The sequence below is a fragment of the Corynebacterium epidermidicanis genome (assembly GCF_001021025.1).
Taxonomy (GTDB): Bacteria; Actinomycetota; Actinomycetes; order Mycobacteriales; family Mycobacteriaceae; genus Corynebacterium; species Corynebacterium epidermidicanis.
On record NZ_CP011541.1, the window covers coordinates 1692550 to 1707739 of the forward strand.

The following is a 15190-nucleotide window of genomic DNA, read 5'->3' on the forward strand; positions in this document are numbered from 1 at the left end:
TACTTAGACCGTGGTGTTGAGAGCCTTGATGGGCAGCCGGAGCTTGCCCATCATGTCCATGTCTTGTTCCATTGGGCGCCCCAGCGTGGTGAGGTAGTTGCCGACGATAATCGCGTTGATACCGCCAAGTAGGCCCTGTTCAACACCGAGGTCACCCAAGGTGAGCTCGCGGCCACCCGCAAAACGCAGGATGGTCTTGGGGAGAGCGAGTCGGAAAGCACCAATAGCGCGAAGCGCGTCCTGAGCTGGCATGACTTCGCGGTCAGCGAATGGAGTACCCGGGCGAGGATCGAGGAAGTTCATGGGCACCTCCGTGGGGTTAAGCGCCGCGAGGTCTTGAGCGAACTCCGCGCGTTGCTCGAGGCTCTCGCCCATGCCGAGGATGCCACCGGAACAGACTTCCATGCCGGCCTTTGCCACCATTTCCAAGGTGGCCCGGCGGTCCTCCCACGAGTGAGTGGTCACTACTTGAGGGAAGAAGGAACGGGCGGTTTCTAGGTTGTGGTTGTAGCGGTGTACCCCGGCAGCAGCGAGGCGATCGACTTGCTCCTGAGTCAGAATGCCGATGGAGGCGGCGACTTCGATGTCAACTTCGCTCTTAATGGCAGCGACGGCTTCCTCAAGTTGCTGGATAAGCTTCTCATCCGGTCCCTTGACGGCAGCTACGATGCAAAACTCGGTTGCGCCAGACTTTGCGGTTTGCTTCGCAGCGTCCACCAGCGCGGGAATGTCTAGCCACGCGGAACGAACTGGGGAGTCAAACAGCCCTGACTGCGAACAGAAATGGCAGTCTTCCGGGCAACCTCCGGTCTTGAGCGAAATGATGCCCTCCATCTCGACCTCTTCACCGCACCACTTCAATCGGACCTGGTGGGCTAGGTCGAGTAGCTCAGGGATTCGCTCGTCGCTGAGCTCCAGTACCGCAAGGGTTTCTTCTTTGTTGAGGCCTTCGCCGCGCTCAAGAACCTTTTCGCGGGCAATTTCCAAAATATCGGTGGCAGTCATTGGAGCAGTCACGTCCTCGGTAGGCAGTGGAACGCGACCATACGCCAACTAACCAGACAAGTCCGATTAGTCAGGTGTCCCGGATCGCGCCCAAGCATGAACAATTGCACAGATCACACTACACTGCGCCGTGAACACTGTTCAATCCTGTGTCACCCCATCCCCTCATTCGGGCGAAAATGACTGCACCAACCCCACAAGCAACCGGTTAGCCACACATCTTCCACGCGCCGCCTTCGTTGCGGAAACGCATGGTAACCGTGGATGCCTCACCGTTCGTCTTGGCGGTAGTCACCTGGGCAGACGCATCCGCGCCGTCTACCTTGACCCCATCGACGCCAGTCACTGTCGTCCTGGTTGCTTCATATTCCGGCATATCCTGCAGACGGAAATCCGGGAAATCATTGAAATTGAACGCCTCCCGGCCACCATTACTATCGATCAGCTCCTGGCACATGCTATCCACCACAGTGTTCATGTACCCCCGCATCGTTGTTTGCTGCTCGGGCTTACGCAGCATCGCAGTAATTCCGGCGATTTCCTCCGGGCTACCAGGACGCCCCTTTTCGAGTGGCTGAACTTCCGGCTGCTGAGGCATAACAGGCTGCAACCCTTGCTCACCAGCTGGACCCGCCGGCGAGCCCTGATTATCCGGCGTAGCCCCAGCTACCGACTTCTCTTGGGTAGAAGGGCTCGGAGTCTCTGAAGCTACCGCGGAGCTTGGCGACGACGTAGGACTAGCACTCGGAGTCGAAGAAGTGGTCGCGTTGCTCGTGCTGGTTGGCGCCGGTGACGGAGCCGCAGAATTCTTGGCTTCATCCTTTCCGCATGCAGAAAGTGACAAGGTAGTTGCAATCGCGACCACTGCCACAGTCGAGGCGCGCATACTCCGAGACAAAGACACTGAAATTCTCCTCATAATTGGGTTTTCCCGCACAAGCGGCGTTCTGCCGGTCGGGTTCACTTCCTACTAAATCTGAATCCAACTTAGCGTGAACGCGAATAGGGTCCAGTCTAAACAGTCGCCCACTAGTTCGCATCAGGAATGTCAACTGGGCGTCGAAAAGCGCAGTAAATCAGAATATTCGCCTCCCTCAGCGCCGGTCGCCAGCGTTGGTGACTATCCTGAGGAGTTGTGCAATTGACCAGAGAAGTAATTGTGGATGAGGCGATGTCCATCCTCGGGGAGTTTGGCCTCGGCGACCTCACCATGCGTAGGCTCGCCCGCCAACTTGAGGTGGTGCCAGGCGCGTTATATTGGCATGTTCCAAACAAACAATCGCTGCTGGAAGCCATTGCCGAACGCATTGTCGCACCAGTGCTCCCAAATTCAGAAGTCCGCGATTTTGAGGCCAAAACGGCAGCGCCACACTGGCGCACAGCGCTAACCAGCAGGGCGATGCAGTTGCGTCAAACAATCCTTTCCAACCGCGACGGTGCCGAAGTTTTAGTGGCGGCACTTCCGGTTGGCGACCTCCGCGACCGCCTCATTTCCGCGCTTTCCTCCGGACTTGCAGAAAGTGGTTTATCTGAGCAGCAGCAAGAACTCCTCGCGCACACCCTGCTTGATTTCATCTTGGGGCACACACTTTCTGAGCAGGCGACGGTGCAACTTGCCCAAGCCACCGAGGAAGCATTCACCCCAGAATCCGCAATGGAACTGCGAGCTCAGGAACGGTTTTCCGCTGGCCTCGATTTGCTCCTGGCGGGTGTTTCTCAACAATCCCCACTACAGTAAAACCCATGACTTCTTCACTCAACGTTGATCGCCAGGTGTGGCCAGGCGAGGCATACCCGCTCGGATCCACCTATGACGGCGCGGGAACCAATTTCGCACTCTTTTCTGACATCGCCGAAAAGGTGGAACTCTGCCTCATTGACCGCGAGCAAAATGAAGAGCGCATCGTCCTGGAAGAAGTAGACGCACACATTTGGCACTGCTACCTGCCAGGAGTCCAGCCCGGCCAGCGCTATGGCTACCGAGTGTACGGCCCCTACGACCCGGCAAACGGGCATCGTTGTGACCCCAACAAGCTTTTGGTCGATCCATACGCCAAGGCCTTCGACGGCGAATTCGACGGGCACCCGTCGCTATTTAGCTACGACATCAACAACCCCGAAGATCCCAACGCACGCAACGAAGAAGACTCTTTGCTGCACACGATGCGTTCGGTTGTGATCAACCCCTTCTTCGATTGGGCCAATGACCGCGCTCCAAAAACTCCATATCACGAGACGGTCATCTACGAAGCACACGTCAAGGGCATGACGATGACGCACCCAGATGTGCCGGAAAACCTCCGCGGCACCTATGCCGGCCTGGCGCACCCTGCGATCATCAGCTATCTCAAGGACCTCGGCATCACCGCTATCGAGTTGATGCCGGTCCACCAGTTCCTGCAAGATGATCGCCTTCGCGAACTCGGACTGCGCAACTACTGGGGATACAATACCTTTGGCTTCTTCGCCCCGCATCATGATTACGCGGCCGCTACCAAGCCTGGTGGGGTGGTGTCGGAATTCAAGGGGATGGTGCGCGCATTCCACGAGGCAGGCATCGAAGTGATCCTCGACGTGGTGTATAACCACACTGCCGAGGGTAACCACATGGGCCCAACGATTGCGTTCCGTGGCATCGACAACGCTGCTTATTACCGCTTAGTGGATTCCGACAAGCGCCACTACATGGACTACACCGGCACTGGTAACTCGCTCAATGTCCGCCACCCGCATTCCTTGCAGCTCATCATGGATTCCCTGCGCTACTGGGTATCCGAGATGCACGTCGACGGCTTCCGCTTCGACCTCGCCTCAACGCTAGCTCGCGAGCTGCATGACGTAGACCGGCTCTCGGCATTCTTTGACCTGGTGCAACAGGACCCGATCGTCTCTCAAGTGAAGCTGATCGCCGAGCCGTGGGATATTGGCGAAGGTGGCTACCAGGTGGGCAACTTCCCACCGCTGTGGACGGAGTGGAACGGAAAGTACCGTGACACGGTGCGAGATTTCTGGCGCGGCGAGCCAGCCACCCTCGGCGAATTTGCCTCCCGGATCACCGGTTCCTCCGACCTTTACGCAAACAACGGCCGTCGCCCCACCGCTTCGATCAACTTCGTGACTGCTCACGACGGGTTCACCCTGAATGACCTGGTGAGCTACAACGAAAAGCACAACGAGGCCAACGGTGAAGACGGTCGGGACGGCGAATCACACAACCGCTCCTGGAACTGTGGCGTCGAAGGTCCTACCGACGATCCAGCAATCAATGAATTGCGCGCCCAGCAACGACGCAACTTCCTCACGACCCTGCTGCTCTCCCAAGGCACCCCCATGATCGCCCACGGTGACGAGATGGGTCGCACTCAAGACGGCAACAACAACGTCTACTGCCAAGACTCGGAATTGTCGTGGATGGACTGGACACAGGCGGAAGCCAATGCGGACCTGCTCAATTTCACCTCCCGGCTACTAGAGATCCGCCGGAAGCATCCCGTTTTCCGTCGCCGCCGCTTCCTTGCAGGTGGCCCGTTGGGCGCCACAGATCTGCCGAAGCGCGACATCGCTTGGCTGAACCCAAGCGGCGAAGTCATGACCCAGGATGACTGGGGCTTCACCTCCGGCAAGTCCATCCAGGTCTACCTGAACGGTGACGCTATTTTGGAGCCTGACCAGCGCGGACAACGCGTTGAAGACGAGTCTTTCCTCTTGTGCTTCAACGCCTACCACGAGGACATCGACTTCACGTTGCCGTCCGAAGAGTTCGGACTCGAGTGGCAAGTCCTGGTAGACACTACTGAACCGACCGGCAAGCCACACTCTGACGAGCACATCGCCGCCGACGGCCACCTCACAGTCCCCGGCCGATCGACCATTCTGCTCATCCAAACGAAGGCCCGAGGCGACGACGTCGACACTAGCAGCGTCGAGCCAAGCGTTGCCCCAGCTTAACCTCCACTGCTCGTCCCGCTCGTCGATGCCCGTCGGCTAAGCTGGGGCGAGCATATTTGTCCCACCTTCAACACCCCAAGGATCGAATTCCCGTGATCGCTGCGCATGGAGCACGCCTAACCGTCACCGCCGAAAGCATCGAGGTGACCTACACCCCGCTGCTCGCTGCTTTGCGACGCCACGCTCCCGCGAAACGCGACCAGGACACGATTCGCATCGCGGACATCACTGATTTCGACCTTGACTTCCCCACGGAATTTTTGCGTGGAAAGGCTCGAATCGCTACGTCTTCTGGTACTACGGAAATCGCCTTCTCCCCTAATCAACAGGACCAGGCGAAAGCTTTTTCCGATGCGGTCGCTGCGGCGCGCTCGGGCGAAATTCCACAGGATACCGCGGCGGTGACTGGCCTGAACTTCGTGGCGTTTGATGTGGAGACTGCAAATGCCGATTGGGGTTCGATCTGCCAAATGGGAGTGGCTCGCTTTCGCGACGGCCGGTTGGTGGAAACCAAATCCTGGAATGTCCGCCCTCCGGCAGGAATTGAAGAGTTTCATCCCGACAATATTGCGATTCACCACATCACCGCAGCCGACGTCGCTGATTGCCCACGGGTCGGCGAAACATTCACCGAACTGGTCGAATTCGTTGGCGACGATGTCATGGTGGCGCACAATGCCCAGTTTGATTTCACTGCGTTGCACCGCGCCGCGCTCTTAAGCGATGTTGCCTCACCAGAGTTCCGGTTTACCTGCACTCTGCTGCTTGCCCGCAAACTGCGCCTTGGGTTTGCCAACAATCGGCTAAACACGCTTGCGGAGGGCTTCAAAGTGGAGCTCACTAAGCATCACGATGCTACCGCTGATGCGGTAGCATGCGGCGAGATCATGGCCGCCCTGGCCCGACGCACTAACCACCGGGGTTCACTGATCGACTTCTACCACGGCGAATCCTTTACTCTGGGCACTTTAGAGTCTGATCGGGTCTATCCCGTCCTTCGCGACCGCAGCGGAGCCAATGTTGCCCTGCAGCGCCGAAAGTGGGGGCTAGATACCTCGGTCGCTTCCCCTTCGAGCGCAGGCCAAGAACCAGACTTGTTCACTAGCGCCGCCAGCAATGAACCGGAGCTTGCGAGCCCTAAGAAAACCCAACGCGCCCCGTGGTCGAGGGTCGCTACCCCGGAAGAGGTTCCAGAACCGAACCCTAATGCAGATCAGAAAAGCCCCTTCTATCAGCAAAATGTGACACTCAGCGGTGATTTTGAACCCTTCGACAAAGGTCAGCTGTGGCAGGCCATCGCCGACCTTGGTGGCACGATCGGGAAGAATGTCACCAAAAAGACCACGATTGTGGTGTGCGGAGACTGGGCTACCAAAACTTCAAAGCAAAAACGCGCTGAGGAACTCATAGCCAAGGGCCAAAAAATTGCGCTGTGGCAGGCGGCCGAACTTTATACGGCACTTGGCCTGGACCCAACCCAGCCCCTCGAAGATGAAGAACCCCCATTCTGAGTTTTCTGTGCAGTTTTTCGCCCCGGGTGGGAACGATTCCATGGCTTGGCGCAGTCTAACTAAGTAGAAGCTTTTTTAGTTCCAGACTCAACCACTGCATGTTTTGGGGGAAACATGACAATTGTTACGCCGACTTCTACTGTCCACCTGCCATCGCCTACTAGTACGCCTAACACCTGGGTAGCGCCCGAGGGCAAGCTTGAGCTTGGCGCAATCCGGCCAGTGCTTCGCACTACCGCCGCGCTCGATGCTCAAACCTTAAGCAGCGAGCACTTCCCCGCCCAGCCTGCAAACATCGCGCTCTCCGCAGACTTTCGGGTCTGTTTTACCTCGCCCCACGCTGCCATGGATTCGGGGTTGCTTTCCTTCCAAGAGGTTCGGGTCCACCAGCTGACCTGTCGGCAGTTGTGGCAACACAGCCAAAATAATGTCGTAGAAGCCGCTTGCACATCCCCGGCCACAGCATCGGCCACGCCATCATTTCTTGGTCGCGGCCAAGGTGCACACTTTCGCCTCCGCCCGGCGCGCGTGCTTCTGGACATAACAAGTCAAGGATTTCAGCTACATTCTTTGGTCTCGCCTACGTCGGCCTGGCTCACTCATCCTCGGCTGTTTTCCGCCATTCATAGCGATCTTTCTGCTCGGCTTGGCACTAATCAACTCAGCTATTTTTGTCCGGAGCCCGAACTGCTGTTTGCCGTTCCAGCGCGCGACACCCTGCCTGCTGCGCAGTCCGTAGCTGCTCACTGGGCAAATTCTCCGGCGCTCATTACGGTCGCTCCAATACGATGCCACTCGGGCTATCCACACGTCCTGACCGATTGGTAGTTGACCTTCGCATTCCAGCACGATTGAGTGATTCTACCTATGCTGGATTTCGGACAAACCACCTAAAATCCAGTTACCTACCTAAGGATGATTGCACCATGCGCCACCCCATTTCTGCCACCTACCGCCTACAGCTACGCGGACCGCAGGCTGATCCGCAGGGTCGCGCTTTTGGTTTCAAAGAGGCTGCCGATCAGGTGGAGTACCTAGCCCAGCTTGGCATTTCACATCTTTATTTGTCGCCGATTCTTACCTCGGTGCCGTCCTCAAATCACTCCTACGACGTCATCAACCCCACCGAAATCAATCCCGAGCTAGGCGGGATGGACGGATTCAAGCAACTCGCAGACAAAGCACATGCAGCTGGGCTGGGGATAATCATCGACATTGTGCCAAACCATGTGGGCGTCGAAACGCCCCAGCTCAACGAGTGGTGGTGGGATGTCCTCAAGCGGGGAAAGGAGTCCCAGTACGAATCTTTCTTTGATATCGACTGGCACGAAGACAACGGTGCCGATGGCAAGTTGGGACTTCCAGTGCTTGGCGCAGAGGGCGACGAGGATAAGCTCGTGTTCGACGAGTTTCAGGGCGAGCCAGTTCTGAAGTATTACGACCACATTTTCCCTGTGGCGCCAGGAAGCATCGTTGATGACGACCCGCTCGGGACCTACCAAAAGCAGAGCTATCGCTTAATGTATTGGCGCGACGGAGTAATCGGCTACCGCCGGTTCTTCTCGGTCAACGGTTTGGCAGGGCTTCGTCAGGAAGATCCGCTGGTTTTCGAGCATACCCACACTGTGTTGCGCGAACTGGTTGCGCTCGATTTGATCGACGGGGTCCGCGTAGATCACCCTGATGGGCTGTCGGATCCGTTCGGCTACCTCACTCGGTTGCGGGATGTGTTGGGGCCGGACCGGTGGTTGATCATCGAGAAGATTTTGGGTGTGGACGAACCGCTGGATCCGCGCCTGAGCGTCGACGGCACCTCGGGCTACGATGCCCTGCGGGAATTCGACGGAGTGTTTGTCCATCGGGAAAGTGAAGATGCACTCAGTATGCTTTCCCTAGAGCAGACGGGATCTCCTTGGGATGCCAATAGCCTCGAAGCCACCGAACATGCCCTGAAACGCGAAGTTGCAACGAACGAGCTGGCAGCTGAGGTCCGTCGCCTCGCCCGGGCCATGCGCCGAGACAACTTCTCTACCGCCGGGCCACATGTTTCGGAAGAACAACTGATCGACACCATTGTTGAGCTCGTAGCATTCATGCCGGTCTACCGCGCCGATTACATATCGTTGTCTCGGGTTACCGCCCGGGTCATTGCCGACATGGCGCACCGCTTCCCTTCGCATCGCGATGCCCTCGACATTGTCGCCGCAGCCCTGCTTGCCGACGGCGAAGCCAAGACTCGATTCGCGCAAGTGTGTGGCGCCGTAATGGCGAAAGGCGTCGAAGACACGACGTTTTACCAGGCATCTCGTCTGGTGGCCCTCCAGGAAGTCGGTGGCGCTCCCGGTAGGTTTGGTGTCTCCGCTGCCGAGTTCCACTTACTCCAGCATGAACGCGCAATCCTGTGGCCAAGCAGCATGACCACGCTATCTACGCACGACACCAAGCGTGGCGAGGACGTGCGAGCCCGCATCATTGAGATCTCGGAGGTACCCAGCGAGTTTACCGAGTTCGTGCGCCGGGTCACCGCCATCACGCCACCACCAGACGGTGCGACCGGGCACTTTCTGCTGCAGAACCTCATCGGTATTTGGCCTTCGGTGGGCAGCCCAAGCGCAAGTGTCCTGGCCCGATTCCAGGCCTATGCGAAAAAAGCAATCCGCGAAGCCGGAGTTCACACAACCTGGACCGAACCAAACGAACAATTCGAATCCTCGATCGAGCACTGGGTGGCGGCACTGTTCAATGGGCCAGCAACCAATCTCATCGCTGAGTTTGTGGCGACCATAGCGCATGCCGGAATCACCCTGACACTGGGACGAAAGCTTTTGCAGCTGATCGCCCCCGGGGTCCCGGATATTTACCAGGGCAATGAATTCTTTACTGATTACCTGGTAGACCCCGATAACCGTGCCTTTGTTGACTACACCTCTCGCTCCCAGGCGCTGGCGCTGTTACAGGAGGTTGCGTTTCCCGCTGAGGCGCTGGCCCAGGCGCCCATCGCCCCGGACAACGCCGAGACCGACTACCCGCAAGTCTTTAGCAATCCCGACCTGGCCAAGCTCGCTATTACCAAGCAAAGCTTGGCGGTGCGCCAACAACACCCAGAATGTTTTGTCGGAGGCTCCTATCAGGCAGTGTTTGCGGTAGGCCCGGCTGAATCCCACGTTGTGGGCATAGCGCGTGGCTCATCCATCCGCGATATTCGCGTGGTGGCCCTAGCAATGCGACGCCCGATCACTTTGGCCCGGCGCGGTGGCTGGGATGATACCTCGGTAACGCTTCCGGAGGGCCAGTGGGAAGATCAGCTGACGGGTCGTCGGTACGCGGGGGTGGTAGCTGCCAGCGAGATTTTTGCCACCCTTCCGACGGCCTTGCTAGTCGCTGTCTAGCGCCTGCGTGCAATAGGCTAAGTAGGCGTTATGGGACACAAACATATCGCGCAGCTTGGCGCTACCTACCACGAGTTCAACCGCAATCACCCAACCATCGCATCAGATGTGCGCGGTGTGATCGAGGAACAGCTTGCCGACGCCGGTGTGTCCTACGATCGGGTGGTTGCACGAGTGAAAACGTGGCGGTCATTACGTGCCAAGGCGCTCAAGCGCGATGAAACCGGCGCGTTCGTATACGCCGATCCCTGGCACGACATCAAGGACATCCTCGGCGTTAGGATCACTACCTTCTATTCCGCCGATATTCCGGTGGTACTGGATCTACTGAGCAAGTCTTTCGCAGTGAAGAAGTCGGTGGATAAGGCCGCTGAGACCCGAATTTCCGGCGGGTTCGGCTATGGCTCGCACCACTTGATTTTACAGGTGCGCCCCAATGATGACGACCTCAAGGACTACGTCGGCCTAGTTTTCGAGGTGCAAGTCCGCACCGTGCTGCAGCACGCGTGGGCTGAGTTTGAGCATGACATTCGCTACAAGGGAGCCGACCAGCAAGACCCGCGGGTAGATCGCGCGTTTACCCTGGCAGCTGGCCTGATCGAGCTTGCTGACCAGCAATTTGACCAGATCGCCCAAATCCTCGGCGAAACCCCATCCAAGTCCGACGAAGTGGAACTCTCAGCGGAAACGCTGCCAGGCGTGTTGGCCATGCTCATCGGTAATCGCTTCCCCATGTCGCGCTCGGAATACTACGCCTGGCTGGAGGAAATCCTCGCTGTCAACGGCATCACCACCGTCGCCGAATTGCGCAAACTACTCGACGACCACACTATCGCAGACGTCGAAAAGGCACTCAACTATCAGTTTGTTCCTGGCCAAGTGCGCCTTATCGACGACCTTTTGCTCTGCCAATTCCGCGAGGACCACATCGCACGCACCAAAGACTCTGGCCACCGGGCGAAGTTTCGTGCACAGCGATTGAAAAAACGTCTCGAAACGATGCGAAGTGCGGGCATCGTTGCGGAAAACAGGTAAGTTAATAGGCGTAGCTCAACAATTTTTTTCAGGTTTAGGAGACAGAGCAATTATGGGTTCTTCCCTCGCAGACTTCCCACAGGTGGCAGACTTCATTCACGTCTGGGCCCTGGCAATCGCCGATTTCTTCCGCCCGATGGGCATCAATTTCCCACCGGCCGACTGGGGTTTGAACTTGTAACCTAGCGTCGGCCCATCAGCCGATCGATTTCGCGTCGTTCCCGCTTTGTGGGGCGACCTGCGCCTCGGTCTCGTCGTGGTATCGAGGCCAGAATTTCTTTTGGCGGGGGCGGTGGCGAATGGTCCACGTAGCAGGTTCGCGCGATCGTCGCCCCCACTCGCTTGCGGATGGTTGATACCACTTCCACGTCATGCTCCCGGTGATCCACCCACACACGGACCCGGTCGCCAGGCACGACTGTTTGAGAAGGCTTCACGGCCACCCCGTTGAGTTTCACATGCCCGGCTTTGCATGCCTCGCCGGCCGCGGAGCGGGTTTTCATTAGTCGGACCGCCCACACCCAGGCGTCGATACGCACTGCCTCGCTGGTAACCTCCATAGTTTGATTTAGTACTGGTCCTTGTGATTGATGATCTTTTGGACGCGGGCGTAGTTCACTGCTCCGCCAACGACCGCGATCACGAGGCCCAGGACGAGGAAGAACCACGAATGTGCCAGCAGCGCGAGTGCTACACCGCCGGCCACGCCACCAGCAACTGCGATCACACCGTTGCGAGAGTACTTTCGAACTGCCATTTTGCGCTGTTCAATTGGGTTACGAGGGAAGTTCTGCAAGGTCATAAGCTGAAATTCTAGCAGTCAGAACGCGCAGTCACTCTCCTATCCACTGCGTCCCAGCTTCCTTTGGGGCGATTCCCCCCGAGCTCAGCTCAGCCAAAACGGCAGCCAACCTCTCACCGCCGCCAGGCGCCGTGCCGACGACAAAACGCGCGCGAGAATCATAAGCAAGATCAACGATCGCGACGTCTCGTGCCCGCAACTCGGCTTCGAGGCGGCCTGCCTGGGCAAAATCCACATCAAAACGGTAAAGCTCGCGGAGGCTGCGACGCGTGCGATTGACCTGGAGCAGTGTTTCCGTCACCGAATCCGAATAGGCACGCACCAGGCCACCGGTGCCCAGCTTGACCCCACCGAAGTAGCGCACGCTCACCGCCACAATGTCGAGTAATGCTGAACCCTTAAGTACTTCCAACATGGGTTTTCCTGCGGTACCGGAGGGCTCGCCATCGTCACTGGACCGCTCAATCGGCACCGCCTGATCCACCTGGCAAATAAACGCACTGCAGTGGTGGCGCGCGTCCGGGTAGGTGGATTTGATCTGGTGAATAAAGTCCCTGGCTTCTTCTTCAGTTTCTGCGCGGGTAATGAATCCGAGGAAGCGAGACCGCTTGATTTCTAACTCACTGGAGGCAATCTCACCGGCTGCCGGACGAAGATAGAAGTCAGTCAGCAATGCTTTCCACCGGGCAGTAGAGATCAGTGCGCATAGTCGCGGGATCGAGGTCTGGGGCAGGCTCGGTGACATAGCATTCCAGGCACGGGCCTGCTGGTTGGAGACCATTAGCAGCCATCGTGGATACGAATGCGGACCATGCTTGGTTGAGCCCGTCGTAGAAGCCGAAATAAGTTTGCATGGCGTATTCGGCGGCTGGAGTGCAACTGGGCACGAATTCTTGTCCGTCCAGCTGCACAGGTTGGCTAAGTGCGCTAGCAACCGGAAACCCAATTTCCAAGTCGCAGTTGTCCGTTTCCGCATCAATCCGCAGGTAGCGGCATATGGCTGGTCCATCCGGCACCAAAATACCGGTAGCAAATGCCCGGGCGCAAGCTGGGAACGCAGAATCGAATAGCTGGCCGATGTCGCCCAACGACACGTCAAAAGCGCGCACCACGGCAAAGTGTGTTTCCGGCAATTGCACGCGACGCATGCTGGTAGCCGGGGCAGAAGTTACAAAACTCATGCTTCCATGCTAGTGATCGCGTCCAAGTCGGTGGGATAACGCACCTGGGCAAAATCACCCCGAGCCAGTGGATGATCAGGATGCACAATTCCTACACGGGTCGGGGTGTGATCTGCAGGGTCCACGCTGATAGCGCTCCGAAGATCCGGATCATTGCGTAACTGTGGCGCCAGGATTTCCCGTAGCTTGGCTGCCAACCACATCCGAGTATCACGATTTTCGCAGCTGACTATAGTCACTGCTGGTTCCGGCGCTAGCCCGGCAACAAGCAGTGCTACTCGACGACGATCGCGCTGATACGTCGTCGAATCGGCAACGAGTGCCGCCTGCAACATGGACTTGAGCTGTTGAGAGCGCCTTCCCCTCGCATCTTCACCTTGGGTCAGGGCGGTGCATTCGGCAGCAAATGCGGCCCCAGAGGAATACCAGGCCGTCCGCAGCGATGACTTTTCCCGAGGGGTGAGTTCAGCCTGATCGATGTCGTCAGGCAATTCCGGCGCAAAATTCATAATGTGCCATCTTGCCACCACCTCTATCGCCATGCAGGGCAATGCGCGGCTCGGCTCATCCGGCACGAGCTGGGGCAAAAAGCTAGCCTGGGGTCCATGACTACTTATGAAGTGTGGGCCCCGAAAGCTGATGCGGTGCGGGTCACCGTCGACGGCACCGAACACGACCTCTACGCAGGAGACAATGGTTGGTGGCATTCGGACCTCGCTGCAACCCCCGGCCAACGCTACGGATTTAGTCTTCGCACCGGCGACACCTGGAGTTCGCTGCTTCCCGATCCACGGTCAACTTCCCAACCCGATGGCGTGCACGGACTATCCGAGGTCACCGACCACAGCTTTGCATGGACGGACCAAGACTGGACCGGCAGGATCTTGCCGGGTCAGCTGATCTACGAGCTTCACGTCGGAACGTTTAGCGAGCGCGGAGATTTCGCTGGGGTCGTCGATAAGCTTGGCTACCTGCGTGAACTTGGAGTAACCTCCATTGAATTGATGCCGGTCCAGCCGTTCGCAGGTGACCGCAACTGGGGCTATGACGGAGTGTTTTGGCACGCGGTCCACGCTGGTTATGGCGGAGAGGTGGGGCTGAAAGAACTTGTCGACGCTGCGCATCGCCACCGTATTGCGGTGATTCTGGACGTGGTGTACAACCACTTCGGCCCGGAAGGAAACGACACCGGGATGTTTGGTCCCTACACCGCGGGCGGCAATACCGGCTGGGGTGAAGTAATCAACTTTTCCGGACCGGGGTCGGACGAAGTCCGCGCCTACGTGCTCGATGCTGCGCGACGATGGTTTGAGGAATTCCACATCGATGGCTTGCGTCTCGACGCTGTCCACGCGATGTATGATCCCGGCGCGATCCACGTTCTCGAACAATTGACATACCTCACTAAGGAAATTGAGGCGACCACTGGCATTCCACGCACATTGATCGCGGAGTCCGACCAGAATGATCCCCGCATTGTGTCGTCCCAGCAGGCAGGAGGCTACGGGCTGGATGGCCAATGGATCGACGACTATCACCACGCCTTGCACACGTTAGTTTCCGGCGAGAACCACGGCTACTTCGCTGATTTTGGTGGCGTAGACACCCTGGCACATGTGCTCAAGGAAGTGTTCTTCCATGCGGAGACTTTTTCCACCTTCCGGGGGCGCATGCATGGGCGTCGGCTGGACACCACCCTGGTGCCGGCATCAAGCTTCGTGGCCTACACGACGACGCACGACCAAGTCGGCAACCGGGCATCAGGCGATCGTCCCTCGATGAATCTGAGCCCCGAGCAGCAGGTTCTTAAGGCTGCGATGGTACTGTTGGCGCCGTTTACACCCATGCTTTTTATGGGTGAAGAGTTCGGGGCGAAAACCCCATTTGCATTTTTTGTCTCGCATAGTGACCCCGAATTGCTCCGGCTTACGGCCGAGGGGCGGCAACGCGAATTTGCTCGGGCGGGCTGGAACAACGCCGAGATCACTGACCCGACGTCGGTTGAGGCGTTTGAAAATTCTCGGTTACAGTGGGCATTTGATGACGAGCAACAGCGGATCTTCGAGGCGTATCAGACCTTGATTAGGCTGCGTAAGCAACTGCAGCTGGCCCGCCCGTACCTCGAGCACTTGCAGGTGGAATACGGCGAGAACTGGTTGGCCTTCGGATACGACGATGTCACGGTAGTCGCGAACTTCTCCGATGAGTCCATTGAAGTGCCATTCACCGGGGAACTACGCTACTGCTTCGATGCCAGCAAGGTGAGCGAGCATGCCACGCAGCTCGCCCCTTGGGACTTCGCAGTACTGGTGTAGGTTC

Annotated in this window: 15 protein-coding genes; 8 read left to right on the forward strand and 7 right to left on the reverse strand. The window is 57.8% G+C overall.

Going from position 1 to position 15190, the window contains the following annotated elements:
• Positions 1-3: 3 nt before the first annotated feature.
• Positions 4-1005 (reverse strand): biotin synthase BioB, encoded by a 1002-nt coding sequence (bioB, locus tag CEPID_RS07875; protein ID WP_047240508.1) that lies wholly within the window; start codon positions 1003-1005, stop codon positions 4-6.
• 208 nt (positions 1006-1213) lie between these two features.
• Complete coding sequence (locus tag CEPID_RS13145; protein ID WP_144413482.1) at positions 1214-1909, reverse strand: hypothetical protein; 696 nt, start codon at positions 1907-1909, stop codon at positions 1214-1216.
• A gap of 237 nt (positions 1910-2146) precedes the next feature.
• Here CEPID_RS13145 and CEPID_RS07890 point away from each other — a divergent pair, with 237 nt between their 5' ends.
• The 7 genes from CEPID_RS07890 to CEPID_RS13655 all read left to right on the forward strand — a co-directional run bounded on the left by CEPID_RS07890 (position 2147) and on the right by CEPID_RS13655 (position 11069).
• The gene (locus CEPID_RS07890; RefSeq protein ID WP_144413483.1) at positions 2147-2743 is read left to right on the forward strand and encodes a TetR family transcriptional regulator; all 597 of its coding nucleotides are present in this window, start codon (positions 2147-2149) and stop codon (positions 2741-2743) included.
• A 5-nt stretch (positions 2744-2748) separates the two neighbouring features.
• A complete protein-coding gene (gene glgX, locus CEPID_RS07895) occupies positions 2749-4953 on the forward strand; it encodes a glycogen debranching protein GlgX (RefSeq protein WP_047240511.1) in 2205 nt (734 codons plus the stop codon).
• A 92-nt stretch (positions 4954-5045) separates the two neighbouring features.
• Entirely contained in the window at positions 5046-6464 is a 1419-nt protein-coding gene (locus CEPID_RS07900) for an exonuclease domain-containing protein (RefSeq protein WP_047240512.1), read from the forward strand.
• 114 nt (positions 6465-6578) lie between these two features.
• A complete protein-coding gene (locus CEPID_RS13150; RefSeq protein WP_144413484.1) occupies positions 6579-7292 on the forward strand; it encodes a hypothetical protein in 714 nt (237 codons plus the stop codon).
• A 98-nt stretch (positions 7293-7390) separates the two neighbouring features.
• Positions 7391-9853, forward strand: coding sequence for a malto-oligosyltrehalose synthase (treY, locus tag CEPID_RS07905; protein ID WP_047240513.1), 2463 nt, complete (start codon positions 7391-7393; stop codon positions 9851-9853).
• A 30-nt stretch (positions 9854-9883) separates the two neighbouring features.
• Positions 9884-10888 carry a GTP pyrophosphokinase gene (locus tag CEPID_RS07910; RefSeq protein ID WP_047240514.1) on the forward strand — a complete coding sequence of 335 codons (1005 nt, stop codon included), beginning with the start codon at positions 9884-9886 and terminating at the stop codon, positions 10886-10888.
• 52 nt (positions 10889-10940) lie between these two features.
• Positions 10941-11069: a hypothetical protein gene (locus CEPID_RS13655; RefSeq protein WP_269079455.1), complete on the forward strand. Its 129-nt coding sequence runs from the start codon at positions 10941-10943 to the stop codon at positions 11067-11069.
• 1 nt (position 11070) lies between these two features.
• Here CEPID_RS13655 and CEPID_RS07915 read toward each other — a convergent pair whose 3' ends face one another.
• The 5 genes from CEPID_RS07915 to CEPID_RS07935 are packed head-to-tail and all read right to left on the reverse strand — an operon-like array spanning position 11071 to position 13380.
• On the reverse strand, positions 11071-11448 hold the full coding sequence (locus CEPID_RS07915) for an RNA-binding S4 domain-containing protein (protein ID WP_047240515.1): 378 nt from the start codon (positions 11446-11448) through the stop codon (positions 11071-11073).
• 8 nt (positions 11449-11456) lie between these two features.
• Positions 11457-11690, reverse strand: a complete 234-nt coding sequence (locus tag CEPID_RS07920; protein WP_047240516.1) for a hypothetical protein — start codon at positions 11688-11690, stop codon at positions 11457-11459.
• Between the two features lie 31 nt (positions 11691-11721).
• Positions 11722-12360: a YigZ family protein gene (locus CEPID_RS07925; protein WP_047241435.1), complete on the reverse strand. Its 639-nt coding sequence runs from the start codon at positions 12358-12360 to the stop codon at positions 11722-11724.
• The gene (locus CEPID_RS07930) at positions 12353-12871 is read right to left on the reverse strand and encodes a GyrI-like domain-containing protein (RefSeq protein ID WP_052843448.1); all 519 of its coding nucleotides are present in this window, start codon (positions 12869-12871) and stop codon (positions 12353-12355) included. Before CEPID_RS07930 ends, CEPID_RS07925 begins: the two co-directional genes overlap by 8 nt.
• Complete coding sequence (locus CEPID_RS07935; protein ID WP_047240517.1) at positions 12868-13380, reverse strand: hypothetical protein; 513 nt, start codon at positions 13378-13380, stop codon at positions 12868-12870. Before CEPID_RS07935 ends, CEPID_RS07930 begins: the two co-directional genes overlap by 4 nt.
• A gap of 96 nt (positions 13381-13476) precedes the next feature.
• Between CEPID_RS07935 and treZ the strand changes: the two genes are divergently transcribed.
• Positions 13477-15186 carry a malto-oligosyltrehalose trehalohydrolase gene (gene treZ, locus CEPID_RS07940; RefSeq protein WP_144413486.1) on the forward strand — a complete coding sequence of 570 codons (1710 nt, stop codon included), beginning with the start codon at positions 13477-13479 and terminating at the stop codon, positions 15184-15186.
• Positions 15187-15190 lie beyond the last annotated feature (4 nt).

What these genes read in the sequence shown, in the direction of transcription:
- bioB (WP_047240508.1), bottom strand. Translation starts at nt 1,005, where the DNA reads ATGACTGCCACCGATATTTTGGAAATTGCCCGCGAAAAGGTTCTTGAG.
- glgX (WP_047240511.1), top strand. Translation starts at nt 2,749, where the DNA reads ATGACTTCTTCACTCAACGTTGATCGCCAGGTGTGGCCAGGCGAGGCA.
- CEPID_RS13150 (WP_144413484.1), top strand. Translation starts at nt 6,579, where the DNA reads ATGACAATTGTTACGCCGACTTCTACTGTCCACCTGCCATCGCCTACT.
- treY (WP_047240513.1), top strand. Translation starts at nt 7,391, where the DNA reads ATGCGCCACCCCATTTCTGCCACCTACCGCCTACAGCTACGCGGACCG.
- CEPID_RS07910 (WP_047240514.1), top strand. Translation starts at nt 9,884, where the DNA reads ATGGGACACAAACATATCGCGCAGCTTGGCGCTACCTACCACGAGTTC.
- CEPID_RS13655 (WP_269079455.1), top strand. Translation starts at nt 10,941, where the DNA reads ATGGGTTCTTCCCTCGCAGACTTCCCACAGGTGGCAGACTTCATTCAC.
- CEPID_RS07915 (WP_047240515.1), bottom strand. Translation starts at nt 11,448, where the DNA reads ATGGAGGTTACCAGCGAGGCAGTGCGTATCGACGCCTGGGTGTGGGCG.
- CEPID_RS07920 (WP_047240516.1), bottom strand. Translation starts at nt 11,690, where the DNA reads ATGACCTTGCAGAACTTCCCTCGTAACCCAATTGAACAGCGCAAAATG.
- CEPID_RS07930 (WP_052843448.1), bottom strand. Translation starts at nt 12,871, where the DNA reads ATGAGTTTTGTAACTTCTGCCCCGGCTACCAGCATGCGTCGCGTGCAA.
- CEPID_RS07935 (WP_047240517.1), bottom strand. Translation starts at nt 13,380, where the DNA reads ATGAATTTTGCGCCGGAATTGCCTGACGACATCGATCAGGCTGAACTC.
- treZ (WP_144413486.1), top strand. Translation starts at nt 13,477, where the DNA reads ATGACTACTTATGAAGTGTGGGCCCCGAAAGCTGATGCGGTGCGGGTC.